A 24,481-nucleotide genomic window follows, 5' to 3' on the forward strand; every position below is an offset into this window, starting at 1 on the left:
AGAAAACAAGACGCATTTATAAACAAATCTGGCCGTCCATTTTTATACAAATCATAAAATTCCGGTCTGAATTTCGCCTCTGCTCCGTGATTTTGAAGGGATGATCCCGGCGCTGTCCGCCGCTAAAACACAAACAGCGGCTCTCTGTATCCTTAACAGAGAGCCGCTGCCTGTCCTTCTCTCCCCAGCCGCGCCGCGCCGCCATGGGGCATCAACTATAATTTTTATTATTTAAAATACTGCGGGTAAGCAGCCCGGATTTCCGCCGCATCAATTTTGTACCGGTTCAGGTGCTTTTCCATCAGTGCCCGCGCCTGCTGTGTCTGTCCGCTCTCAATGCAGCGGATCAGCCCCTCATGGTCCTCCACAATCTTCTGGTTTTTTACTGTAGCCAGGGCCATGCTCCGCACCCGATCAAAGTGGATGGAGATGCTCTGGATCAGGGTATAAACTTGAGACTTCCGGGCGATGTCAAACAAAATGCCGTGAAACTCATTGTCCAGCTTCAGCAGGTTTTCCGGATAGTAGCTGTTGAGGTAGAACTTCTGCAGCTGCAGATTGTCCTCCAGCCGGCGGATGTCCTGGGGGGTGGCCATCTCACAATCCAATTCCGCCACCGCGCATTCCAGCAGATTCCGCATAAAGCGGGACTCCTCCACCAGTTCATAGTCGATCAGGGAAACCATACTCTTCCTCTGAGGGTAGATTTCGATGATTTTTACTTTGGACAGTTCGATCAGCGCTTCCCGCACCGGCGTACGGGACAAATCCATCTCTGCCGCCAGCTCGTTCTCGCTGATCTGGCTGCCCGGCTCCAGCTTCAAGGTGATAATATTATCCCGAATTGTACGCAGAGCATAGTCTCGCCCTGTCTCTCGGGGCAGTCGTTCCAAAATTTGCATGAGAGAGCCTCCCGCTTGACCTATCGTTGAACTCACAAATCCAGGCCTGGCAATTCCAGCCCCGTCAGGTTCCATACCATTTGTGAATACTAGTATATCAGTGTTTTAAACATATGACAAGGGGATTGGCAGAAAGTTTTTACCATTTTCACAAAAGAATTGCATTTCCCCGGTTTCCTGTCCCGAGGTTCTGAATACAAGTTGGTCCCCCTTTTCGTATACTAGTATACTAGCACAAAAATTCATTCCCTCCTTTGTATATTTCTCTGAAAAATGGTTTCCCCTCTTGCGCAATCTTATTTTGAATGTAAAATAGAGGGTGAAAGTAAGCAAACCGTTGTTTTTTCACCCTGCGAGGCCCCGCCTCGTGTTCCTGCCCGCCGTCCCGCAGATATTGCGCGGACGTTTCTTTTCTTGGTATCTTGTTTTCTAGTATGCAAGTGTACATGTTAATCCGGACACAGCATCCAGCGTGTGGGTGCAGAAATAAATTTGAAGGAGCGTGCGCAATATGAACGAAGTTCTTCAGCGAGTGTATCAAATCGGTATCATTCCGGTCATTGCCATCGACGACGCCGACAAGGCGGTCCCCCTGGCCCAGGCCCTGGTGAAGGGCGGTCTGCCTGCCGCCGAGGTCACCTTCCGCACCGCCGCCGGCGAGGAGGCCATCCGCCGCATCGCCGCCGAGGTGCCCGACATGCTGGTGGGAGCCGGCACGGTTCTCACCACCGAGCAGGCCGACCGGGCCATCGCCGCCGGGGCCCAGTTTATCGTCAGCCCCGGCTTCAACCCCGTGGTCACCCGCTACGTCATCGACAAGGGCGTGCCCATGATGCCCGGCACCGCCACCCCCGGCGAGATGGAGCAGGCCATGAGCATGGGCCTGGACGTGGTGAAGTTCTTCCCCGCCGAGCAGAACGGCGGCGTGGCCAAGCTGAAGGCGGTGGCCGGCCCCTACACCACCCTGCGGTGGATGCCCACCGGCGGCGTGAACACCAAGAACATGATGGACTACCTGAGCTTCGATAAGATCATCGCCTGCGGCGGCACCTGGATGGTGAAAAAGGATCTGATCGAGGGCGAGAAGTGGGACGAGATCACCCGCATCTGCCAGGACGCGGTGAAGACCATGATGGGCTTCACTCTGGCCCACGTGGGCATCAACTGCGCCAACGCCGACGAGGCCGCCCAGACCGCCAAGGCCCTGTGCGCTCTGTTCGGCCTGGAGTATAAGGCGGGCAACTCCTCCGACTTCGCTGGCTCCATAGTGGAGTGCAATAAGGCCCCCGGCCGAGGCGCCAACGGCCACATCGCCATCGGCACCTACAACGTGGACCGGGCGGTGTACCACCTGGGCCTCCAGGGCGTACGCTTTGACCAAGCCAGCCGCAAAACCGACGCCAAGGGCAACACCAAGGCCATCTACCTCCAGGACGAGGTGGGCGGCTTCGCCATCCACCTGGTGAAGCGCTGATTTTAAAATCTCAGATCCACGATATATCTTTTAAGGAGTGCTGAATATGAAAGTCGTTACCTTCGGCGAGCTGATGATCCGGCTCCAGCCCTACAACTATGAGCGCTTTGTCCAGGCGGACCACCTGGAGTTCACCTTCGGCGGCGGCGAGGCCAACGTGGCCGTCTCCCTGGCCAACTACGGCGTGGACGCCGCCTACGTCACCAAGCTGCCCGCCCACGCCATCGGCCAGGCGGCGGTGAACTCCCTGCGCCGCTACGGCGTGGACACCTCCATGATCGTCCGGGGCGGCGACCGTGTGGGCATCTACTTCAATGAGAAGGGCGCCTCTCAGCGGGGCAGCGTGTGCATCTATGACCGGGCCCACTCCGCCATTCAGGAGTCCCAGCCCTCCGACTTCGACTGGGACAAGATCTTTGAGGGTGTGGACTGGTTCCACTTCACCGGCATCACTCCGGCCCTGGGCCCCAACCTGGTGGAAACCTGCAAAGAGGCCTGCAAGGCCGCCAAGGCCCACGGGGTGAAGATCTCCTGCGACCTGAACTACCGGGGCAAGCTGTGGACCCGGGAGCAGGCCCGGGAGGCCATGACCGAGCTGTCCCAGTACGTGGACGTGTGCATCTCCAACGAGGAGGACGCCAAGGACGTGTTCGGCATCGAGGCAGAGGCCACCGACATCTACGCCGGCGAAATCAACCGGGAGGGCTATAAGTCCGTGGCCAAGCAACTCTCCGACAAGTTTGGCTTTGAGAAGGTGGCCATCACCCTGCGGGAGTCCCACTCCGCCTCCGACAACGGCTGGAGCGCCATGCTCTACGACGCGGCCTCCAACGAGTACTGCTTCTCCAAGAAGTACGAGCTGCGCATCATCGACCGGGTGGGCGGCGGCGACAGCTTCGGCGGCGGCCTGATCTACGCTCTGCTCAACGGCAAGAGCACCCAGGACGCGGTGGAGTTCGCCGTGGCGGCCTCTGCCCTCAAGCACACCATCGAGGGCGACTACAACATGGTCACCGTGGCTGAGGTGGAGAAGCTGGCCGGCGGCGACGGCTCCGGCCGCATCCAGCGGTAACAGGATAACATCTTCCAGATCCAGATACACAGTGAGAGAGGACCGGTCCCCTGCGGCGATCGGTCCTCTTTCCATCCATTTGAATCCTTCCCGCACCCGCCGGGTTCGGGACACCAATCAAAATCAGGAGGGGCGTATTTATGGAGCATTTCAATCCGCTGCTTCGGGGGACCAGCTCTCCCCAGAAATTCATCACCATCGGCGAGATCATGCTGCGGCTCACACCCCCGGACTATGAGAAGATCCGCATGGCCACCAGCTTCCAGGCCAGCTATGGCGGCAGCGAGGCCAACATCGCCCTGGCCCTGGCCAATCTGGGCATCGACAGCACCTTCTTCAGCGTAGTCCCCAACAACAGCGTGGGCAAGAGCGCCGTGCGCATGCTGCGCAGCAACGACGTCCACTGCACCCCCATGATCCTCTCCACCCAGGAGGAGACCCCCACCCACCGCCTGGGCACCTACTACCTGGAGACGGGCTACGGCATCCGGCCCAGCAAGGTCACCTATGACCGGATGCACAGCGCCTTCGTGGAGTACGACTACAGCCGGGTGGACCTGGACGCCCTGCTGGAGGGCTTCGACTGGCTCCACCTCAGCGGCATCACCCCCGCCCTGAGCCCCGGCTGCGCCAGGCTTACTCTGGACTGCCTGAAGGCGGCCAAGGCCCACGGATTGACGGTCAGCTTTGACGGCAACTTCCGCTCCGCCCTGTGGACCTGGGAGGAGGCCCGGGACTTCTGCACCCAGTGCCTGCCCTATGTGGACGTGCTGCTGGGCATCGAGCCCTATCACCTGTGGCGGGACGAGGCGGACCACAGCAAGGGGGACTGGAAGGACGGGGTTCCCCTCCAGCCCAGCTATGAGCAGCAGGAGGAGATCTTCCAGGCCTTCGTGGACCGCTACCCCAACCTCAAGTGCATTGCCCGCCACGTGCGCTACGCCCACAGCGGCAGTGAGAACAGCCTGAAGGCCTTCATGTGGTACGACGGGCACACCTTTGAGAGCCGTCTGTTCACCTTCACCATCCTGGACCGGGTGGGGGGCGGAGACGCCTTCGCCAGCGGCCTTATCTACGCCATGATGCACCAGTATAAGCCCATGGACACCCTCAACTTCGCCGTGGCCAGCAGCGCCATCAAGCACACCATCCACGGGGACGGCAACATCACCGACGACGCGGACACCATCCGCAGTCTGATGAATATGAACTACGACATCAAGCGGTAAATCCACATCCGGACCCCAGGGGCCTCCGGCGGGCAGTCTGTCCGCCGGAGGCCTTTTTATCCTGCATTGTTCCGGGCACCCCGGCGGCTCCCAGAAAATGAAGAATAATTTTACTCTTTCTTTATGACAGCTCCGGGAGCAATCCGGAGCAATCTGTGGTATGATACAGAGAAAGACGTCAAACTGGAAAATTTCCTTTTTTACGAAGAACCGTCCGCCTGGAGGAGGAGCTGCAATGAAGCGAACCATTTTATGCTATGGGGATTCCAACACCTACGGCTATGACCCCCAGTCCCCCCTGGGCGGGCGGTACCCGCCCCAGGTGCGCTGGCCCGATCAGCTGGCTCTCCTCCGGCCGGACCGGCAGATCGTCAACTTTGGGGAGAACGGCCGGGAGATCCCCCGCCGCCCCTGGGAGGTCCAGCGCCTGGAGGAGGAGCTGAAGCGCTCCTCCCCCGTGGACGCGGTGGTGATCATGCTGGGCAGCAACGACCTGCTGCAGATGTCCCCGCCCCAGGCGGAGGTGGTAGTGGATCGGATGCGCGCCCTCCTGGCCTGGCTCCTGGTGCGGCGGGGGCAGTGGGGGGACCAGACGCAATTTCTTCTGGCCGCCCCGCCCCCCATGCGCCGGGGCGCCTGGGTGGCGGATGAATCCTGGGTGGAGGCCTCCCGCCATCTGGCGGAGCAGTATAGCACTCTGGCCCGGGAACAGGGAATTGCCTTTGCCGACGGGGGCGCATGGGGGGTGGAGCTGGCCTTTGACGGCGTCCACTTCACCCAGCGGGGCCACCTGGCCTTCGCCCAGGGGATGGACCGGGCGCTGCAGGCCCTGGGTCTTTAAAGTTTACAAACCCGCCCTTGTTTCCGCCCAAAAACTCCGGTATAATGGGAGACAGCCCGGAGATACCTCTCTGCGGACAAAGGAGTGAGTTTATGGATCAATTTCGCAACAAGAGCGGCTATATCTGTGATATGGACGGCGTGATCTACCACGGGAACCGTTTGCTGCCCGGCGCCAAGGAGTTTGTGGAGTGGCTGTACCGGGAGAAGAAGAAATTTTTGTTTTTAACCAACAACAGCGGCAAGACCCCCCGGGAGCTGCAGGACAAGCTCGCCCGCATGGGGCTGGAGGTGGACGAGCAGCACTTCTACACCAGCGCCCTGGCCACAGCGGAGTTCATCGCCTCTCAGATGCCGGGGGCCAAGGCCTATGTCATCGGGGAGCCCGGGCTGTACAACGCCCTGTACGACCGGGGCATCACCCTCAGCGACATCAACCCGGACTACGTGGTCATGGGGGAGTCCCCCAACTATAACTACGATGCCATCTGCAAGGCGGTCCATCTGGTGCAGAAGGGGGCCCGGTTCATCGGGTGCAACTCCGACCTCACCGGCCCCACTGAGGATGGACTGGTCCCCTCCTGCCGGGCCCTGGTGGCCCCCATTGAGATGGCCACCGGCCAGCAGGCCTACTTCATCGGAAAGCCCAACCCCCTGATGATGCGCACCGGCTTGAAGCTGCTGGGGGTCCACTCCCAGGACGCCGCCATCATCGGCGACCGGATGGACACCGACATTGTGGCCGGCATTGAGAGCGGCCTGGACACCCTGCTGGTCCTCTCCGGCGTCACCACCCGGGAGGAGATGGAGCGGTTCCCCTACCGGCCCCGCCTGATCCTCAACGGGGTGGGCGAGATCCCGCCTGGAGAGGCCTGAATATTCTCCGCAGCCCTTGGAGCCTCCAGGGGCTGTTTTTTTCGGCCCTAACCTGCGTTCCCGCCTCCGCCGGGGGCGGGAACGCCAAGAAAAGATTTTTCCAGAAATGTAAGGCAAACGTGGAAGTCTTATTTTAGGAAAACAGAGTTGACAGCCGAATGAAACGCGCTATAATAAAGTCATCCCGTATTATTGATATATCAATCATTGATATGGCAAGAAAAGAGGTTGATTGCTGTGCGCTATGCCATCCACACCCTTTTGGCCCGCACCGCCCACGCCCAGCGGAACTATCTGCGGCCCTACCTCAGGGAGATGGGCCTCTCCCCCGGGCAGCCCAAGGTGCTTCGGTATCTGAGCGAGTTGGGACACAGCAGCCAGCGGGAGCTGGCGGACTGCTGCGACGTGGACCCCTCGGCCATCTGCCGGATGCTGGACAGCCTGGAGCGGGGAGGCTTTGTCACCCGCAGCCCCTCCCCCAACGACCGGCGCAGCGGCCAGGTGGAGCTGACCCAGCAGGGCCGGGACGCCCTGGACGCCTGGGAGGGGCGGTGCAAGGTCATTGAGGAGCAGATGCTCCAGGGCTTCTCCCCGGAGGAGCGCGCCCAGCTGCGGGACTTTCTGGAGCGGACCTACCGCAACGTGGGGGGACGCGTTCTGGAGGAGGAGACGCCATGAGAGATCTGCGCGTGATGGCCCGGTACCTGTCCCCCTGCCGGTGGGATTTTTTCATTGCCATCCTGCTCCTGCTGGTGGAGTGCGGGTTTGAGATGGCCATTCCCCTGCTGATGACGGGGATCATTGACGACGGCGTGGCCCTGGGGGATGTGCCCCGCATCTGGAAGCTGGGGGCCGCCATGGCCCTGTGCGCGGGCCTGGCCCTCATCGCCGGATTCATTTACGCCCGGTTCGCCGCCCGGGCGGCCTACCGCTTCGGCGGGGGGCTGCGGGAGGCGGAGTATGAGAAGCTCCAGAGCTTCGCCTTCTCCAACCTGGACCGGTTCTCCTCCTCGTCCCTGGTGACCCGGATGACCACCGACGTGACCGTGATGCAGAACGCCATCAACGGCGGCCTGCGCCCCATGGTCCGGGGGCCGGTGATGCTCCTGCTGGGCATCGGGCTGTCCTTTGCCATGAACGCCAGGCTGGCCCTGGTCTTTGTGATCTGCACCCCGGTTCTGGGGCTCATTCTGGCCCTGATCGTCCGCAAAGTGAGCCCCCTCTACAGCCGCCAGCAGGCCGCCATGGACCGCCTGAACAGCCGCATCCAGGAGGGGCTCACCGGCATCCGGGCCATCAAGGCCTTCGTCCGGGGGGAGTACGAGGAGGAGCGCTTCCAGGAGGTGAGCCAGGAGCTCTCCGACGCCAGCCGCACCACCTTTCAAAACGCGGTGCTCAACCTGCCCTTCTTCCAGCTGGTCATGTACTCCGCCGTGGTGATGATCCTGTGGTTCGGCGGACAACTGATCCTGGCCGGGGAGATGCAGGTGGGGGAGCTCACGGGATTTTTAAGCTATGTGCTCCAGGTGATGAACTCCCTGATGATGATCTCCAACGTGTTTCTCCTCCTCACCCGCTCCCTCACCAGCGCCCACCGCATCGGCCAGGTGCTGGAGGAGGCCCCCGACCTGGAGGAGCCGGAGGACCCGGTTCAGGAGGTGCCCGACGGGAGCATCGACTTCGACTGCGTGTCCTTCCAGTACCAGGCGGGCTCGAAAAAATACGCCCTGCGGGATGTGGAGCTCCACATCCGGGCGGGGGAGACGGTGGGCATCCTGGGGGGCACCGGCTCGGCCAAGAGCACCCTGGTTCAGCTGATCCCACGGCTGTACGACGCCACTGTGGGGACGGTCCGGGTGGGCGGCCGGGACGTGCGGGAGTACGACCTGAAGGCCCTCCGGGACGCGGTGGGCATCGTCTTGCAGAAAAACGTGCTCTTCTCGGGCACCATCCGAGACAACCTGAAGTGGGGCGACCCGGAGGCGGACGACGACACCCTGTGGGCCGCCTGCCGGGCGGCCTGTGCCGACGAGTTTCTGGAGCGGATGCCCAAGGGGCTGGACACCGACCTGGGCCAGGGGGGCGTCAACGTCTCCGGCGGCCAGAAGCAGCGGCTGTGCATCGCCCGGACCCTGCTGAAGCGGCCCAAGGTGCTCATCTTTGACGACTCCACCAGCGCGGTGGACACCGCCACCGAGGGGAAGATCCGCCGGGCCCTGGCCCAGCGGACGGACGTGACCAAGCTGATTATCGCCCAGCGCCTCACCTCGGTGATGGACGCCGACCAGATCGTCATTCTGGAGGACGGGCGGGTCCACGCGGTGGGCACCCATGCCCAGCTCCTGGCCAACGACCCCATTTACCAGGAGATCTACCATTCCCAGATGAGAGGAGGGGACCAGGATGGCCAGAGTTTATAGCGGAAAGCGCCCCCAGAACCTGAAGCGGACCCTGGGGGCGGTCTCCCGGTACCTGGGGCGGCACCGGGTCCTCATCGCGCTGGTGGCCGTGCTGGCCGCCCTCAGCGCCTCCGCCAACCTGCTGGGGACCTACATGATCCGTCCCATCGTCAACCAGGTGGTGGCCCGGGGCAGCGTATCCGGCCTGATGGCCGGCGTGGGCGTCACGGCGGCCATCTACGCCGTGGGCGTTCTGTCCACCCTGGGCTACACCCAGATCATGGTGCGGGCAGCCCAGAAAATTCTCCTGGACATCCGCCGGGACCTGTACCACCGGCTCCAGACCCTCCCCCTGCGCTTCTTTGACCAGAACCGGAAGGGGGACCTGATGAGCCTGTTCACCAACGACGTGGACACCATCTCCGACGCCCTGAACAACAGCTTCGCCGTGGTCATCCAGAGCATGGTCCAGCTGTTCGGGATGGTGCTGCTGCTGTTCCTCCTCAACTGGAGGCTGTCCATCCTGGTCCTGGTGGGCTACGGGGTGATGTTTGCCTACATCCGCTACAGCAGTAAGCGCAGCAAGTTCTACTTCGACCGCCAGCAGGAGCACCTGGGCAGCCTGGACGGCTACATCGAGGAGATGACCGCCGGACAGAAGGTGGTCAAGGTGTTCAGCCACGAGCCGGCCAATCTCTCCGGCTTCCGGGCGCGGAACCAGGCCCTCCAGGAGGCGGGCTCCCGTGCCCAGGCCTACGCCGCCACCATGATCCCCGCGGTGGTGACCATCTCCTACTTCAACTACGCCATCATCGCGGTGCTGGGGGGACTGATGGTGCTCAACGGCCAGTCCGACCTGGGCAGTCTGGCCAGCTATTTGGTCTTTGTGCGCCAGTCCGCCATGCCCATCAACCAGCTGACCCAGCAGGGCAACTTCCTCCTGGTGGCCCTGGCCGGCGCCGAGCGCATCTTCCGCACCATGGAGGAGGAGCCCGAGGTGGACCGGGGCGCTGTGGAGCTGGTACGGGTGCGCCAGGAGGGGGACGGGACGCTGACCCCCTGCCGGGAGTCCACCGGCCGCTGGGCCTGGCGGGACTCCGCCCGGCCGTCGGCCCCTCTCGTTCCCCTGCGGGGGGACGTGCGGTTCGACCATGTCACCTTCGGCTATGAGCCGGGGCAGACCGTTCTGCGGGACCTGAGCCTCTATGCCAAGCCCGGACACAAGATCGCCTTTGTGGGCTCCACCGGGGCGGGCAAGACCACCATCACCAACCTCATCAATCGCTTCTACGACGTGACCGGCGGGACCATCACCTACGACGGCATCGACGTGCGGGACATCCGCAAGGACGACCTGCGCCGCAGTCTGGGCATCGTCCTCCAGGACACCCACCTGTTTACCGGCACCGTGGCGGACAACATCCGCTTCGGCAAACTGGACGCCACCCAGGAGGAGGTGGAGCGGGCCGCCCGCATTGCCAACGCCCACTCCTTCATCAGCCGCCTGCCCCAGGGGTACGACACCATGGTCACCGGGGACGGGGCTAACCTGTCCCAGGGCCAGCGGCAGCTGCTGGCCATCGCCCGGGCCGCCGTGGCCGATCCCCCGGTGCTCATTCTGGACGAGGCCACCTCCTCCATCGACACCCGCACCGAGGCCCTGATTGAAAAGGGCATGGACGCCCTGATGGAGGGGCGCACTGTGTTCGTCATCGCCCACCGTCTGTCCACCGTGCGCAACGCCAATGTGATTCTGGTTCTGGAGCACGGGGAGGTGGTGGAGCGGGGGAGCCACCAGGACCTGCTTGCCCAGAGGGGGGAGTATTACCAGCTCTACCACGGGATGTTCGAGCTGTCCTGAGCCACAGGCTGTCGAAAAAGTCCAGGGACTTTCCCAACAGCCTGCAAAATGCCGTTGCTTTCCCGCCGCGCAGCGGCGGAAAAGTCCTCGCTGCGCTCACTGAACGCCTTGTCGTACAAGGTATTCAGGGCATTCGATCCCACTCGAGGCGGGCTGCCGCCCCCTCGAGTTCCCCCGCTAACACTCGGGCGGATTCGTCTTAACAGAGGTTTTTCGACAAACGGAGGCCCCGGGACATGCGCAGCACGCGTGTCCCGGGGCCTCTCTGTGCGGTTTACTTCTTCGACAGGGCCTCCCGGTCCTGGAGCATGGCCTCCACCTCCCGGCGGGGACAGCGGTAGTCCCCCTCCCCCCGGCGGTAGTAGGTGCCGGTGTAGGGGTCCTGGCCGATGTACACGGGCCGGTCCTTGGCCGGGGCCCGGGGGACGAAGATGGCCACCACCTCATTGCGGCCATTCTTCAAAATCTGCACGTCCTCCTCCCGGAGCAGGTTGACGCTGACCACGCTCCGATCCCGGACCATGGACCAGAACTCCTCCACTAGCTCCTCCGGGTCAAAGAGGGGGACCGAGTAGAGGGAGCCATCCCCCTTGTCCTCCGCCACCCCCAGGAGAATCACGCCCCCCAAGGTGTTTGCAAAGGCGGAGTAGGTCTCCCACAGGCTCTGGGGCAGGCCGCCCTGGGCCCGCTTGGCCTCAATGCGGTTGTCCTCCCGGTACTCCTCCAAAAATTCCAAATGCTCCAGGGCCATGGGGCCTCCCTCCAATCCAGATTGTAAATTGTTTTGAAAAAATCCAGTTCGTTTTCCAAAAAGCCGTCTTTTCCCCGCTCCGCCTCGGCTTCTGGCGGAACCGCCTCCCAGGACGGGCATTGACTTCCCTGATAAATTTGCTATCATAACAGTAAAAGTACGACCCCATTAGAGAGGAGGAGCCACGATGTTCCGCTGGGACCCGAGGGCCCTGGAGGTCCTCCAGGGCTTGGAGCAGGCCGGCTATCAGGCGGTGCTGGTGGGGGGCTGCGTCCGGGACGCCCTGCTGGGCAGGGAGCCCCACGACTACGACGCCGCCGTCTCCGCCCCGCCGGAGGAGATCCTGGCCGCCTGCCGTTCAAAGTTCAAATGCATCCCCACCGGCCTGGCCCACGGGACGGTCACGGTGGTCCACGGCGGCCTCCCGGTGGAGGTGACTGCCTTCCGAAAGGAGGGGAGCTACTCCGACCACCGGCACCCGGACCGGGTGGCGTACACCTCCCGCCTGGAGGAGGACCTGGCCCGGCGGGATTTTACCGTCAACGCCATGGCCTGGGGCCGGAGCGGCCTGACGGACCCCTTCGGCGGGCAGGCGGACCTGGCCGCCGGGGTCATCCGCTGTGTGGGGGACCCGGACCGCCGCTTTCAGGAGGACGCCCTGCGGGTGCTCCGGGGGCTGCGGCTGGCCGCCCAGCTGGACTTCCGGCTGGAGGGGGAGACCGCCGCCGCCATCCGGCGGAACACCCCCCTCCTGTCCTATGTGGCCTGGGAGCGCATCCAGGCGGAATTTCTCCGCCTGCTGTGCTGTCCCGGGGCGGAGCGGATTTTACTGGACTTCCCGGAGACGGTCTGTCAGATCGTCCCGGAACTGACTCCGGCGGTGGGCTTTGACCAGAAAAACCCCCACCACTGCTATGACGTGTACACCCACAGCGTGAAAGCGATGGGCCAGGTGCGGCCGGAGTCTGCCCTGCGGCTGGCCGCCCTCCTCCACGACGCGGGCAAACCCGCCTGCTTCTCCCTGGATGAACAGGGGGTGGGACACTTCTACGGCCACGAGGGGGAGAGCGCCAGGCTGGCGGAACAGGCCGCTGCCCGGCTGCGGCTGGATAGGCGCACCCAGGAGCGGGTGGTCACGTTGGTCGCCCGCCACGGGCTGCAGATCGAGGCCACTCCCAAAGTGGTCCGCCGCTGGCTCCAGCGGCTGGGACCCGGTCTCTTTTTCGACCTGCTGGAGCTGGAGCGGGCGGACGGCATGGCCTGCGCCCCCCGGCCCGCCCCGGAGCCCGACCACTGCGCACAAGCAGAAACGATGGCCCGGGAGATTCTGGACCAGAAGCCATGTCTCACCTTGAAGGAGCTGGCGGTGAACGGCCGGGACGCCCTGGCCGCCGGCCTGTCCGGCCCCGCTGTGGGCCGGGCGCTGAACCGCCTTCTGGATCAGGTGGCGGCGGGGGACCTGCCCAACGACCGCTCCGTCCTCCTCCCCCTGCTGAACCAGGACGTCAGAGGAGAATCATGGTAATCCCGTTGTTGTGCCGCTCCCGGTCCGGGTCCTTCCGCAGATCGTCACAGCGGCGAAAGGCCTCCAGCACCGCCGGGTTGAAGATGGAGAAGTCCTCCCCATAGATCACGTCCCGGATTTCTCCCCGCCCCTTCAGGCGGGCTAAGTAAGACCGGGCCTCCACCCGGATGCGGCCGCCGGTCCCGGAGGAGCCGTAGCCGTGGATGATCTTCAACGCGGCGCACCCCAGGGACCGGCTGTGGTGGAGCTCAAAGGTGAGGCGCTTGATGGCGGCGTTCACCGTGGGCTTGCCCAGCTCCAGGTTCACCTCCCGCAGCCGCCCGGCGGAGGCGGTCACAGGTCCCCTCCGTCCCGGAAGGCCTTGGACACCCGGTAGATCAGATACAGGTCGCTGGACCCGTCGTACACCAAGGACGCCCCAATGAGCATGGTCATGGCCTCCATGGTCCCGAAGGGGTTCAGCAGCACCACGCCCCCCAGCACAACCGTCAAGGCGGCCAGGACCAGGTCCACCCACCAGTTGGGAATCCCCAGCCGCGCCAGGCTCACCGCCCCCTGCAGGTCGATGACCCCGTGGAAAATGAGCACCGCCGCCACGCTGAACTGGATGAGGACGATCACCGACCCGGGGCTGGTGAGCAGCCACAGCCCCAGGGCCGCCAGAATCAGCCCCGGGATCAGGAACCAGGCGGGAAAGCCCTCCCGCCGCTTGGCCAGCCAGGTAAACAGATAGATGAGCCCCGCCACCAGCATGGCCGCTCCCAAAACGGTGCACAGCAGCCGGATGGACCGGTTGGGGGCCAGTACCAGCAGAAGCCCCAGCACGAGGGTGAGCACCGCCATGACGATGCTGCTGCGCCGCTGTTCCCGAAAAATATTGCCCATAGTTGCCTCTCTTTCTCTATCGGCTCCAGATGGTGCGGCCACATCGAATGGTCCGCTCCACCTGGAGTTTTTTCAGTTCTTCCGGCGGCGTCCTCAGCGGGTCGCCGGACAAAAGCACAAAGTCCGCCCGCTTGCCCGGCCGCAGGGTCCCCAGCTCCCTCTCCAGTCCATACTGGAGGGCGGCATTTTGGGTCACCGCCCGGAGGGCCGCCTCCACCGGGATGCGCTCCTCCGCTCCCAGCACCCGGCCGGTCTTGGTCCTTCGGACGCAGGCGCACCAGATGGTCTCCAGCATATCCGGCGGGATCACCGGAGAATCCTGGTGGAAGGTGAAGGGGATGCCCCAGGTCAGGGCGCTCCCCGCCGGGCTGATGCGGCCGGCCCGGTCCAGGCCGAAGTTTTTCACATGGATCTCCCCCCAGTGGTACACGTGGGCCACAAAGAAGGAGGGGATCACCCCCAGGGCCTTCACCCGCTCCAGCTGGTCCAGGCCCAGCAGTTGGGCGTGGATCATCACCGGGCGGCACAGCTTTTTGCCCGCCTCTCCCTCCGCCTGGGCCAGGAGGGTCAGATACTGCTCCGCCGCCCGGTCCCCGTTGCAGTGGGCCAGCAGCTGGGCGTCCCGGTCCAGGGCCTGCCGAAAGGCCGACCGCACCTGACCGTCTGTCATGGTGGAGGTCCCACAGCCGCCCCCCGCATAGGGCTCCCGCACCCAGGCGGTGCCCCCCTGGGGGGAGCCGTCCAGAAAGATCTTCATGCCCGCCACCCGGAAGGTTCCAGGCGAGGCGCTCACCTCCTGGGCAAACTGTCCCCGGAGGCGGTCATAGTCCGCCGGGGGGACGTAGGCGTTCACATCCAGGTACAAGAGCCCCCGCCGCAAAATCTCCTGGTACACCGGGGCCATCACCGGCTGGAGCAGCCCCTCCTGGGCGGTGGTGACGCCGTGGGAGGCGTACTCCTCCTGGGCCCCCTGAAAGGCCCTCAGTACATCCTCCAGACCGTCCATGGGAATCCGGCCCAGCAGGTCCAGGAAGGGGTTCTCCTCCCCCCGGCCGGTGAGTTCCCCCTGTCCGTCCCGCTCCAGGCCGCAGTCCTCATTCAGCGCCCCCAGCCGCTCCAGGGCCAGGGTGTTGAACACCCCCGCGTGGCCGGAGGCGTGCTGGATGACCACCGGATTGTGGGGACAGGCCCGGTCCAGGCAGAAGCGGTCGGGGGCCGCCCCCTCCGCCAGGGCGTTCTGGTCGTAGCCGGTGCCCTTGACCCACGCTCCGGGCGGAATGTCCCGCTCCTGAACATGCCTGCTCAGCCGGTCCGTAATCTCTCCCCAACCGGCGCACTCCCCCAGGGGCACCTGGAGGTGGGCGTAGGCGCAGGCCAGCAGGTGGCTGTGGGGGTCCACAAAGGCGGGCAGGAGGGCCCGGCCCTCCAGGTCCACCCGGCGGGTCCCGGGACCGGCCAGCCGCTCCGCCTCCTCCCGGTCCCCCACATAGGCAATCCGTCCGCCCCGCTCCACCAGGGCCTGGGCATACTGGGGCTCCTCCAGGGTCACAATGGGCCCGCCAAAGTAAAGGGTGGTCTCCATGGCTCCGCCTCCTGTTCCGTTTGTCCTGATTGTATCACGCATCCCCTATGCAGACAAGGGGCCGCCGGTGTCTAGTGTGTCCGTTTTTCCTCTATATTTCACACATGTTCCTCTCTGCAATCTTCAAAACATAAAAACAGCCGTCCCGATTGGGACGGCTGTTTTTATGGAGCAGTTTCCTTACAGCAGATCCTCTTCGTTGACGATCTGCGCCTTGATCAGGTTGGTGGAGCCGCTGCGGCCCAGGGGCACGCCGGCGGTGATGACCACGGTGTCCCCGTTCTGGACCAGGCCCTCCTTCAGGGCCACCTCCACAGACATGGAGAAGATCCGGTCGGTGGAGGTCACCTCCCCGGTGAGGAAGGGGATGATGCCCCAGGAGATGGCCAGCTGGCGGCGCACCTTCTCGTGCATGGTGAGGGCGGCCACCGGGCAGGAGGGGCGGAACCGGCAGATCATCCGGGCGGTGCGGCCGGAGCTGGTGGCCACCAGAATGGCCTTGGCGTCCAGATCCTTGGCGGTGAGGCAGCAGGTGTGAGTGATGGCGTCGTCGATGTTGGAGGCGGACACCCCCATCATCTTCTCGAAGCGGCGCCAGTAGTGGATGGACTGCTCGGCCTCCTCCACGATGCCCACCATGGCGGACAGGGCCTCCACGGGGTAGTTGCCGTTGGCGGTCTCGCCGGAGAGCATGACGCAGCTGGTGCCGTCAAAGACGGCGTTGGCCACGTCGGACACCTCGGCGCGGGTGGGGCGGGGATTGCGGATCATGGAGTCCAGCATCTGGGTGGCGGTGATCACCGGCTTGCCCAGGCGCAGGCCCTTACGGATGATTTGCTTCTGCAGGATGGGCACCCGGGCGGCGGGGATCTCCACGCCCAGGTCGCCCCGGGCCACCATGACGCCGTCGGCGGCCGCCAGGATCTCGTCGATGTTGTCCACGCCCTCCTGGTTCTCGATCTTGGCGATGATCTTCACGTCCTGACCGCCAAACTGGTCCAGCACCTGGCGGACTGCCTGGACGTCTGCGGCCCGGCGGACAAAGGAGGCGGCGATGAAGTCAAAGTCGTGCTCCACACCGAACTTGATGTCGCTGACGTCCTTCTCGGTGAGGGCGGGCAGATGGATCTTTACGCCGGGGATGTTGATGCTCTTGTTGGCGGACAGGGTGCCGCCGTTTTCCACGGTGCAGTGGATGTCCTGGCCCTCAATGCGGTCCACCTTCAGGGCCACCAGGCCGTCGTCAATGAGGATCTCCTGGCCGGGGCCCACCTCCTTGTGGAGGTCGGGGTAGGTGACGGAGACCAGCCCGGCATTGCCCGCCGCCTCCCGGGTGGTCAGGGTGAAGGAGGCGCCCGCCTCCAGGGTAATCGATTTGGTATCAAAGCTCTTGATGCGGATCTCCGGGCCCTTTGTGTCCAGAATGGTGGCCACCGGACGGCTCATGGCGTCCCGGACGTTGTTCAGCTTGTTCAGGCGCTGCAGATGCTCCTCGTGGTCGCCGTGGGAAAAGTTGAAGCGCGCCGCGTCCATGCCGGCACGGATCAGCTTGCGGATCAGTTCCTCGTCGTCTACCGCGGGGCCCAGGGTGCAAATCACTTTTGTTTTTCTCAAAGTCATATAATTCTTCCTCCTACGGGAATTTGATTCTTTGTTCCTCTTCTTTGCCAAGTTAATCATACTAGACGGGCATGGGGTTTGACTAGGGGAAAAACGATGAAAAAAGCCGTCGGAAGCCCAAAAAAATCAGGCAAAGCGGTACGTTGATTCCTCCGCTTTGCCTGTATTTTACGCCGATTTTATCGATACGAATCAGCCAGCTCCTTAAATTTCGGCAGCGCCCGTTCAATCATCTCGGTCTGGACGCAGTAGGCCAGCCGGAAGTGGCCGGGAGCGCCGAAGCCGGAGCCGGGCACCAGCAGCAGGTCGAACTGCTTGGCCCGCTCGCTGAAGGCCATGTCGTCGCTCTCCAGGCTGCGGGGGAACAGGTAGAAGGCCCCGCCGGGCTCGGCCACGTGGTAGCCCATCTCCCGAAGGGCGGACACCAGAAGCTTGCAGTTGTGCTCGTATACCGACAGGTCGGAGGTCAAATCACAGCACAGGGAGGTCACCTGCTGGAACAGGCTGGGGGCGTTCACATAGCCCAGAGAGCGCCCGGCCCCCGCCACAGCGGCGTACACCTCCTTGGAGTCGGTGACCTTGCCGGGGACCAGCACATAGCCCAGACGCTCGCCGGGGAGGGAGAGGGACTTGCTGAAGGAGTAGCACACGATGGTGTCGTCGTACAGATGGGGAATCCAGGGGGCCTTCACGCCGGAGAACACGATCTCCCGGTAGGGCTCGTCGGAGATGAGGTAGATGGGGTGGCCGTACTCGGCCTCCTTCTTTCTCAAAATGTCCGCCAGGCGCTCCAGGGTCTCCTGGGAATAGACCACACCGGAGGGGTTGTTGGGGCTGTTCACCACCACGCCCTTGGTGTGGGGGGTGAGGGCCTGCTCAAAGGCGGCGAAGTCGATCTGGAAGTGCTCGATCTCCGGGGGGATGAGCACCATCTTGGCTCCGGCCCCCTCGATGAACACCTTGTACTCGGGGAAGTAGGGGGCAAAGACGATGAACTCGTCCTCCGGGCAGGTGAGGCCGTTGAACACACAGCACAGGGAGGCGGCCGCGCCCACGGTGAGGTAGAACTGATCGGCGGTGTAGTCCCCGCCGAAGCGCCGGTTCAGGGAATCGGCAAACCGCTGCCGGGCGGCGGCGTCCCCCTGGGCGCTGGTGTAGCAGTGGATCAGGTCGGGCTGCTCCTGCAGAATTCGGATGGCCGTCTCATTCACCTGGGGAGGGGCGGGGACGCTGGGGTTGCCCAGAGAGAAGTCATACACGTTCTCCCGGCCGACGACGGCGGCCCGCTGGTTGCCGTACTCGAACAGCTCCCGGATCACAGAGCGGGCGGTACCCAGCCCAAGCATGCGTTTGGAAACCATGACACAAAACCTCCTGGAAATCAAAATTTACTAATTTTACAGCCGCGGGCGGAAAAAGGCCCCCTGCGGCAGGACGGATTTGGTCTTATTATAGCACGACTGTTTAACGCTGTAAAGCGTCGATTTCTCCTCCGTTTTTCGCGGTTTTTCCCTTTCTTTCACCAATATACCAGGCAAAATGTTTTCTGTTTCTTTGAACTTACCAAATTTTAACATTCTTTGTTGTGCAATTTTTCCGATTTACAAACTGCACAAATGTCACTATAATCAAAAATACAGAAAGGTCCTTGGCACATTTGCCCTGGGAACAGCCTCCGGCAGAGGCTGCTTCCCTGCGAACAGCCAAACATTTTTCAACGCAGAGGGGCGGTGATCGTATGAAAATCCTGACCGGCAAATCCATTTTGGATCAGGTTGCCTACGGTCCCCTTCGGGTGTACCACCGCCAGCCTTTCCAGCTGGACTTCCTCTCCCACCTCTCCTCGGGGGATGAGGTCCTCCGGTTCCAGACCGCCCAGCGCCGGGCGGTGCTCCAGCTGGCCGATCTGTACGACCAGGCCGCGCTGGTGGTGGGTCCCCAGGCGGCATCCATCTTTGCCATCCACGCCATGCTGCTGGAGGACACCTCCTTTGTGGACAGCATTCTGTCCATCATCCAGACCCAGTACACCACCGCGGAGTACGCCGTCCAGGTGGCGGGGACCAGCTACTCCGCCGCCTTCGCCGCCATGGAGAACCCCTATATGGCGGCCCGGGGGGCCGACCTGCGGGACATCTCCAACCGGATGATCCGCCTGCTTCTGGGCGAAAAAATCCCCGATCCCCTGGGGAACCGGCCGGCCATTCTGGTGTCCGACGAGCTGCTGCCCAGCGAGGTGCTGGCTCTGGACCGGAAGAAGCTGCTGGGGCTGGTCACCTGGCACGGCAGCGTGGACAGCCACACCGCCATGCTCCTGCGGCTGCTGAACATCCCCGGCCTGGCCCAGGCCAACATCAATCAGGACTGCGACGGCCACCAGGCCATCCTGGACGGCTTTCATCAGAATTTGTACCTGGACCCGGACAAACAGCTGGTCACCGACATGGGCTTCGAGCCCAAGAAGGGGAAACTCCCCTCCCGCATGCTGGCCGCCCAGCAGCCGGGATGACCGAAGATATCACAAATGAAACCGCTCCCCGGAGGAATGTCTTCTCCGGGGAGCGGTATTTTCTCTAAAAGCGCAAGAAAATTTCTCTTCCTCTCATGGGGCGTAGAAAAATTCGCACAGGAGTGTCCGGGGCGCGTATTGCTCCCGCAGGGATTTGGACACGGTCACCGAGTGCTCCAGCCAGCCCCTGTTTTTCTCCCCCTCCTCCGGCCCCTGAAGCAGCCCCAAAGCAGGACTCTCCTCCTGCTGTTCCCGCTGGTGGAGGTACGTCCCGCACACCTGGCTGTGCATGGAGATCTCCGGATAGAGGGGCCGTGCGTACAGCTCCATATATGCCTTCTTCTCCTGGCCCTGGGCAGTCCCGGCCAAATCCAGAATCATGGCCCCGCCCTCCCAGTCCGGCGCAGCCAGCGTCTGATAAGCCGTGCCATCCTCAAGTCCGGCTCCGGCCTCATTCTCCCCGCCGGAGCGATACCATCCGCGCAGGGTCGAATCGTCCGCGGTGTACCCCTTCACAGCGATGCCGATCACGTCCTCCCAGCCCTGAGCGGGTTGGGTGAGCCATAGGGCAGTTACCGTAAACAGATCCCCCTCCGGTTCTTTGCTCCCACTGGTCCAGCCCACCCGCAGGTTCATCCAGGCATCTCTGACTGCCCTCTCTCGGTCCGCCGTCAGCTCTGCCAGGGCCTCCTCCCGGGTATGGTAGCTCACCGTGCCGTCCTCCGCCGTTTTGAGGTAGGCAGAGTGCACCGTGATCGTCTTGGCCGAACAAAACTCCTCCAGCCGCTCCAACGAGTAGGAGGCCACAGCATCTTGATCCAGTCCCAGAGCGGTGAGCAGACCGCGCATCTCCTCCGGTCCGGCCTCCGGCAGAGTCTCCGGCTCCGGACGGCTCCAGCGCCGGATCTCCTGCCCATAGGGGCCGGTCTCCTCTGTGACATACGGGGCCGCCCACGCCGGGACCTCCCCACGCTCCTCCACCGCGGCCTGGAGATTGACCATATCCACCTCCAGCGCCGCCTCCCCCTGGGCGCAGCCAGCCACCAGCAGCGCACAGACCGCCGCCGTCCCCACAGAGAGCCAGGCCCTCATTCTCGTTCCCATACGCTTCCTCCCGCCGTCCCAGCGGCCCTTCTCTTTAAAAAAGGCCCTGGAGCGGCGTTTGCTTCCTCTCCAGGGCCGGTATTTCGTTTGTCAGAACCGCAGGTCTCAGCGCTTGCGGTTGAAAATGCGCTCCAGAATGTCCCAGTCGTCGTCGCTGACGGCGGCCTTCTCGGCCTCGGGCTCCTGCGCGGGGGCGGGGGCGGCGGGCTGAGCCGCTCCGGCGGCGCGCTGCTCCTCCACACGGGCTCCGGCGCTGGTGAAGGGCTTGCTGCTGGCGGCCGCGGCGGGGGCGGCGGCAGGCTGCTCCTCCTTCTCGTCAAAGCCGGTGGCGATGACGGTGACCCGCAGCTCGTCCTCCAGAGTGTCGTCAAAGGCGGCGCCGAAGATGATATTGGCCTCGGGGTGGGCGGCCTCCTGCACCAGATTGGCGGCGGTCTCCACCTCCTCCAGGCCGATGTCCATGGAGCCGGTGACGTTGATCAGCACGCCCTTGGCCCCGTTGATGGAGGTCTCCAGCAGGGGGCTGGAAATGGCCATCTTGGCGGCCTCCTCGGCCTTGTTCTTGCCGGCGGCCCGGCCCACGCCCATGTGAGCCCGGCCGGCGTCCTTCATCACGGCGGACACGTCGGCGAAGTCCAGGTTGATGAACCCGGTGTTCTTGATCAGGTCGGAGATGGACTGGACCGCCTGCTGCAGCACGTCGTCGGCGATCTCAAAGGCGTTGAGCATGGTGATCTTCTGGTCGGTGGCCAGCTTCAGCCGCTCGTTGGGGATGATGACCAGGGAGTCCACCTTGTTGCGCAGCTCGTTGATGCCCCCCTCGGCCTGCTTCATCCGGCGCATGCCCTCAAAGCGGAAGGGCTTTGTTACCACGCCCACGGTGAGGATGCCCAGCTCCTTGGCGATGTCGGCCACAATGGGGGCCGCGCCGGTGCCGGTGCCGCCGCCCATGCCGGCGGTGATGAACACCATGTCCGCGTCCTCCAGGGCCTTGGAGATCTGGTTGCGGTTCTCCTCGGCGGACTTGCGGCCCACCTCCGGGTCGGAGCCCGCCCCCTGTCCGTTGGTGAGCTTCTCCCCGATCTGAATTTTATACGTGGCGGCCGACACGGTCAGCGCCTGCTTGTCCGTGTTGATGGCGATAAAGTCAACCCCCTTGGTGCCGGTGCGCACCATGCGGTTGACCACGTTGTTTCCGCCGCCGCCCACGCCGATTACTTTGATATTTACCACACTGTCGGGACCCATGTCCATTCCGAAGGCCATTGTCGTTCCTCCTAAGTACAAAGTCAAAATCCCCCACAAGCCTACTTCTTGTGGTCGGATGAATTGCAAAGTCGATATTTTGTTATATTGTATCGCTCTTTTTCAGGCAGGTCAAGAGAAAAAGGCGGAATTACAGAAACTTTCCAGCTCAGCTCGCGGAAAATGCCCTTTCGGCCAGCCGACCGCACTCATCAGAATGTTAAAACATTCTGATGAGTGGTTTGATTGCACGTGAAAGACAACCCTGACGGTTTTCTTTCACACTATCTTTCCCTCCGAACCCTTTGACTGACCGTTTTTTTGACAGACTGCCAGCTTTTCAGCTTTCCGCCGGAGTAAAGATCGCGTCCGCCATCTCCTGGGTCAGATCCATGGTGCCGGCGGCCTGGGGCCCCCGGGTCTGGAGGGTGTCCTCCACCGCCGCCGACAGCACTGCCAGGGAGTGGGCCATATCCTCTCCCAGGGGCAGGCGTGCGTCAAAATTTTCCCGGTAGCGCATTCCCACCCAGGTGGAGTGGGTCAGGTCAATGGAGGAGACCTGATCCAGCTCTCCAGCCGCCTCCAGGGCGGAGAGCAGCTCCTTCAGCGTGGCCAGCCGGGACTGCTGCTCCTGGGGCACCGCCAGCATGGTACCCGCCTGGGGGGCCAGAACGGTCAGCCCGGTGACGGACAGCGCTCCGCTCCCCTCCGGCGCCGCCTCCAGCAGCTTGCCGCTGGCGCTGATGAGCCAGGGCTGGTCGGCCAGGGTCTGGGTCTCCTCCCCCTCTGTCTGGGAGCTGTCCCCCTGGGCGGAGCTGTCCGCCTCCCCGCTGTCCCCGGACCCGTCTTCCGCCGCCGGCTCTGCCTGCGCCGAATCGTCCTGATAGACCTCCACCTGGGCGGCGGCGGAGATCTCCGTCACCTGGATGGTGAGGGTGCTGGGCAGCCCCCGCTGGGGGGATACCTCCCCCACATAGGGCAGCCGCTGCAAAATCTGCTGGCTGATCTGGTTTTTGTTCATCTGAAACAGGTTGTCGCCGATCTGAACCCCGGAGGCGTCGATGACCTCCTGGGCGGTGTAGCGGCTGTTGCCCACCACCGCGATGGTCTCCACCTGAAAAAAGACGGTGGCCCCCAAGGTGGCGGCGGCCACCAGGGCAGCCCCGCACAGCAGCTTGAACAGCAGGCCGAACCGCCGCCGACCCCGTTTCCGTTTTCGGTTGTGCCGCATTGACGCCATAGGTGTTCTCCTGCCGCCGCCCCGCGCGGGAGCGGCGTCTTTTTATCTCAGTGTATCAGCCGGACCTGCGCCCCCAGGGCGGTCAGCTGTCCCTCCAGGTCCTCATAACCCCGGCGGATGTGCTCCAGGCCGCTCACCTGGCTCACCCCCTCCGCCCCCAGGGCGGCCACCACCAGAGCGGCTCCGCCCCTCAGGTCGGTGCTGTGCACCTTGGCTGCGTGGAGGGGCCGGCCGGTGACCACCGCCACCCGCCCCGCCAGCTGGATGTCGGCCCCCATGCGGGAGAGCTCATCCACATGCCGGTACCGGCTGTCAAACATATTCTCTACAAACATGGTGGTGCCGGTCCCCCCGGCCAGAGCGGCCATGAGCACCGCCTGGGCGTCGGTGGGAAAGCCTGGATAGGGGGCGGTGCGCACCGGACGGATTCCCCTCAGCCGTCCCCGGCTGTTCAGGGCAACACGGTCCCCCAGGATCTTGATTTCACAGCCCGCCTCCTGGAGGCAGGCGGTCACCGCCGCCAGGCTGGACGCTTCCGCCCCCTCCAGCTCCAGCCGTCCGCCTGCGGCCCCTACCGCGCATAAGTACGTGGCCGCCGCGATGCGGTCGCCCATCACGGTGTGTTCCGCAGGGTGGAGGGGCATCCCACCCTCCACGGCCACCACCGGGCTGCCCGCACCGGACACCCGGGCCCCCATGGCGTTGAGGAAATTCTGCAAGTCCACGATCTCCGGCTCCCGGGCCGCCCCCACGATGGTGGTGGTCCCCCGGGCCCCGCAGGCGGCCAGCATGGCGTTTTCCGTGGCTCCCACGCTGGGGATGGACAGGCACAGCTCCCGTCCCACCAGGCCCCTCCCCACCGTACAGCGCAGGCGGCCCTGCTCCTCCACGATCTCCGCCCCCAGACTCCGCAGCGCGGCCAGGTGCAGGTCGATGGGCCGGGGCCCCAGCTCACAGCCCCCGGGGTAGCTCAGCTCCGCCCGGCCCAGCCGGGCCAGCATGGCCCCCAGAAAGATCACCGAGGAGCGCATCTCCCGCATCAGCGGGTCCGGAATGGTCCAGTCTGTGGGCTGGGACGCATCCACCAGCAGAGTTTCCCCCTCCCGCTCCACCCCGCAGCCCAGCAGCCGCAGGATCTTCCCCGTGGCCTCCACATCGGACAGGCGGGGACAGTTGTGGAGGACGCTCTGGCCCGGGGCCAGCAGGGCGGCGGCCAGGATGGGCAGAACGCTGTTTTTCGCCCCCTGGACCCGCAGCCGTCCGGAAAGCGGCACGCCGCCGCGAATTTCAAGATAACTCATGGGATAGCCTCCAATTATATGTTGGATTCAGGCTATCCTATGCCCAAACGCAAAAATTGGTTTCTT

Annotated in this window: 21 protein-coding genes; 10 read left to right on the plus strand and 11 right to left on the minus strand. The window is 63.7% G+C overall.

The window, feature by feature from the left end; translation table 11 throughout:
* Window positions 1-227 precede the first annotated feature (227 nt).
* Window positions 228-902: a GntR family transcriptional regulator gene (locus tag H6B31_RS04350; protein WP_204897378.1), complete on the minus strand. Its 675-nt coding sequence runs from the start codon at window positions 900-902 to the stop codon at window positions 228-230.
* Window positions 903-1,413: 511 nt separating this feature from the next.
* Here H6B31_RS04350 and H6B31_RS04355 point away from each other — a divergent pair.
* The 8 genes from H6B31_RS04355 to H6B31_RS04390 all read left to right on the plus strand — a co-directional run bounded on the left by H6B31_RS04355 (window position 1,414) and on the right by H6B31_RS04390 (window position 10,653).
* Entirely contained in the window at window positions 1,414-2,376 is a 963-nt protein-coding gene (locus tag H6B31_RS04355) for a VOC family protein (RefSeq protein WP_204897379.1), read from the plus strand.
* A gap of 46 nt (window positions 2,377-2,422) precedes the next feature.
* Complete coding sequence (locus tag H6B31_RS04360; RefSeq protein ID WP_204897380.1) at window positions 2,423-3,448, plus strand: sugar kinase; 1,026 nt, start codon at window positions 2,423-2,425, stop codon at window positions 3,446-3,448.
* Between the two features lie 140 nt (window positions 3,449-3,588).
* Window positions 3,589-4,677 carry a sugar kinase gene (locus tag H6B31_RS04365; protein WP_204897381.1) on the plus strand — a complete coding sequence of 363 codons (1,089 nt, stop codon included), beginning with the start codon at window positions 3,589-3,591 and terminating at the stop codon, window positions 4,675-4,677.
* 235 nt (window positions 4,678-4,912) lie between these two features.
* Window positions 4,913-5,518: a GDSL-type esterase/lipase family protein gene (locus tag H6B31_RS04370; RefSeq protein ID WP_204897382.1), complete on the plus strand. Its 606-nt coding sequence runs from the start codon at window positions 4,913-4,915 to the stop codon at window positions 5,516-5,518.
* A gap of 92 nt (window positions 5,519-5,610) precedes the next feature.
* Complete coding sequence (locus tag H6B31_RS04375; RefSeq protein ID WP_204897383.1) at window positions 5,611-6,393, plus strand: HAD-IIA family hydrolase; 783 nt, start codon at window positions 5,611-5,613, stop codon at window positions 6,391-6,393.
* 237 nt (window positions 6,394-6,630) lie between these two features.
* Window positions 6,631-7,071 carry a MarR family winged helix-turn-helix transcriptional regulator gene (locus H6B31_RS04380; protein WP_346014035.1) on the plus strand — a complete coding sequence of 147 codons (441 nt, stop codon included), beginning with the start codon at window positions 6,631-6,633 and terminating at the stop codon, window positions 7,069-7,071.
* Entirely contained in the window at window positions 7,068-8,813 is a 1,746-nt protein-coding gene (locus H6B31_RS04385) for an ABC transporter ATP-binding protein (RefSeq protein WP_204897384.1), read from the plus strand. The genes H6B31_RS04380 and H6B31_RS04385 overlap by 4 nt, the downstream gene beginning before the upstream one ends.
* Complete coding sequence (locus tag H6B31_RS04390; protein WP_204897385.1) at window positions 8,797-10,653, plus strand: ABC transporter ATP-binding protein; 1,857 nt, start codon at window positions 8,797-8,799, stop codon at window positions 10,651-10,653. The genes H6B31_RS04385 and H6B31_RS04390 overlap by 17 nt, the downstream gene beginning before the upstream one ends.
* A gap of 274 nt (window positions 10,654-10,927) precedes the next feature.
* Here the strand turns inward: H6B31_RS04390 and H6B31_RS04395 are convergent, their stop codons facing one another.
* Complete coding sequence (locus H6B31_RS04395; RefSeq protein WP_204897386.1) at window positions 10,928-11,404, minus strand: AlbA family DNA-binding domain-containing protein; 477 nt, start codon at window positions 11,402-11,404, stop codon at window positions 10,928-10,930.
* A gap of 187 nt (window positions 11,405-11,591) precedes the next feature.
* Here H6B31_RS04395 and H6B31_RS04400 point away from each other — a divergent pair, with 187 nt between their 5' ends.
* Window positions 11,592-12,929: a CCA tRNA nucleotidyltransferase gene (locus H6B31_RS04400; protein ID WP_204897387.1), complete on the plus strand. Its 1,338-nt coding sequence runs from the start codon at window positions 11,592-11,594 to the stop codon at window positions 12,927-12,929.
* On the opposite strand, the gene H6B31_RS04405 is transcribed toward H6B31_RS04400, so the two are convergent.
* The 5 genes from H6B31_RS04405 to H6B31_RS04425 all read right to left on the minus strand — a co-directional run bounded on the left by H6B31_RS04405 (window position 12,910) and on the right by H6B31_RS04425 (window position 18,377).
* The gene (locus H6B31_RS04405; protein ID WP_204897388.1) at window positions 12,910-13,266 is read right to left on the minus strand and encodes a hypothetical protein; all 357 of its coding nucleotides are present in this window, start codon (window positions 13,264-13,266) and stop codon (window positions 12,910-12,912) included. The two genes, H6B31_RS04400 and H6B31_RS04405, sit on opposite strands and share 20 nt — an antisense overlap.
* Window positions 13,263-13,814 carry an HdeD family acid-resistance protein gene (locus H6B31_RS04410; protein WP_204897389.1) on the minus strand — a complete coding sequence of 184 codons (552 nt, stop codon included), beginning with the start codon at window positions 13,812-13,814 and terminating at the stop codon, window positions 13,263-13,265. Before H6B31_RS04410 ends, H6B31_RS04405 begins: the two co-directional genes overlap by 4 nt.
* Before the next feature lie 16 nt (window positions 13,815-13,830).
* Window positions 13,831-15,396: an amidohydrolase gene (locus H6B31_RS04415; protein WP_204897390.1), complete on the minus strand. Its 1,566-nt coding sequence runs from the start codon at window positions 15,394-15,396 to the stop codon at window positions 13,831-13,833.
* Between the two features lie 180 nt (window positions 15,397-15,576).
* A complete protein-coding gene (gene pyk, locus H6B31_RS04420) occupies window positions 15,577-17,016 on the minus strand; it encodes a pyruvate kinase (protein ID WP_204897391.1) in 1,440 nt (479 codons plus the stop codon).
* A 179-nt stretch (window positions 17,017-17,195) separates the two neighbouring features.
* Window positions 17,196-18,377, minus strand: a complete 1,182-nt coding sequence (locus tag H6B31_RS04425; protein ID WP_087288452.1) for a pyridoxal phosphate-dependent aminotransferase — start codon at window positions 18,375-18,377, stop codon at window positions 17,196-17,198.
* 377 nt (window positions 18,378-18,754) lie between these two features.
* Between H6B31_RS04425 and H6B31_RS04430 the strand changes: the two genes are divergently transcribed.
* Window positions 18,755-19,525: a phosphoenolpyruvate-utilizing N-terminal domain-containing protein gene (locus H6B31_RS04430; protein WP_204897392.1), complete on the plus strand. Its 771-nt coding sequence runs from the start codon at window positions 18,755-18,757 to the stop codon at window positions 19,523-19,525.
* 93 nt (window positions 19,526-19,618) lie between these two features.
* Here H6B31_RS04430 and H6B31_RS04435 read toward each other — a convergent pair whose 3' ends face one another.
* From H6B31_RS04435 to murA, 4 genes are all read right to left on the minus strand, one after another.
* A complete protein-coding gene (locus H6B31_RS04435; RefSeq protein WP_204897393.1) occupies window positions 19,619-20,629 on the minus strand; it encodes a hypothetical protein in 1,011 nt (336 codons plus the stop codon).
* A 105-nt stretch (window positions 20,630-20,734) separates the two neighbouring features.
* Window positions 20,735-21,895 carry a cell division protein FtsZ gene (gene ftsZ / locus H6B31_RS04440; RefSeq protein WP_204897394.1) on the minus strand — a complete coding sequence of 387 codons (1,161 nt, stop codon included), beginning with the start codon at window positions 21,893-21,895 and terminating at the stop codon, window positions 20,735-20,737.
* A 319-nt stretch (window positions 21,896-22,214) separates the two neighbouring features.
* Complete coding sequence (locus H6B31_RS04445) at window positions 22,215-23,114, minus strand: cell division protein FtsQ/DivIB (RefSeq protein WP_204897395.1); 900 nt, start codon at window positions 23,112-23,114, stop codon at window positions 22,215-22,217.
* Between the two features lie 47 nt (window positions 23,115-23,161).
* Window positions 23,162-24,415, minus strand: a complete 1,254-nt coding sequence (murA, locus tag H6B31_RS04450) for a UDP-N-acetylglucosamine 1-carboxyvinyltransferase (protein WP_204897396.1) — start codon at window positions 24,413-24,415, stop codon at window positions 23,162-23,164.
* Window positions 24,416-24,481 lie beyond the last annotated feature (66 nt).

This window comes from Pseudoflavonifractor capillosus (genome assembly GCF_016899775.1).
Lineage (GTDB): Bacteria > Bacillota > Clostridia > Oscillospirales > Oscillospiraceae > Lawsonibacter.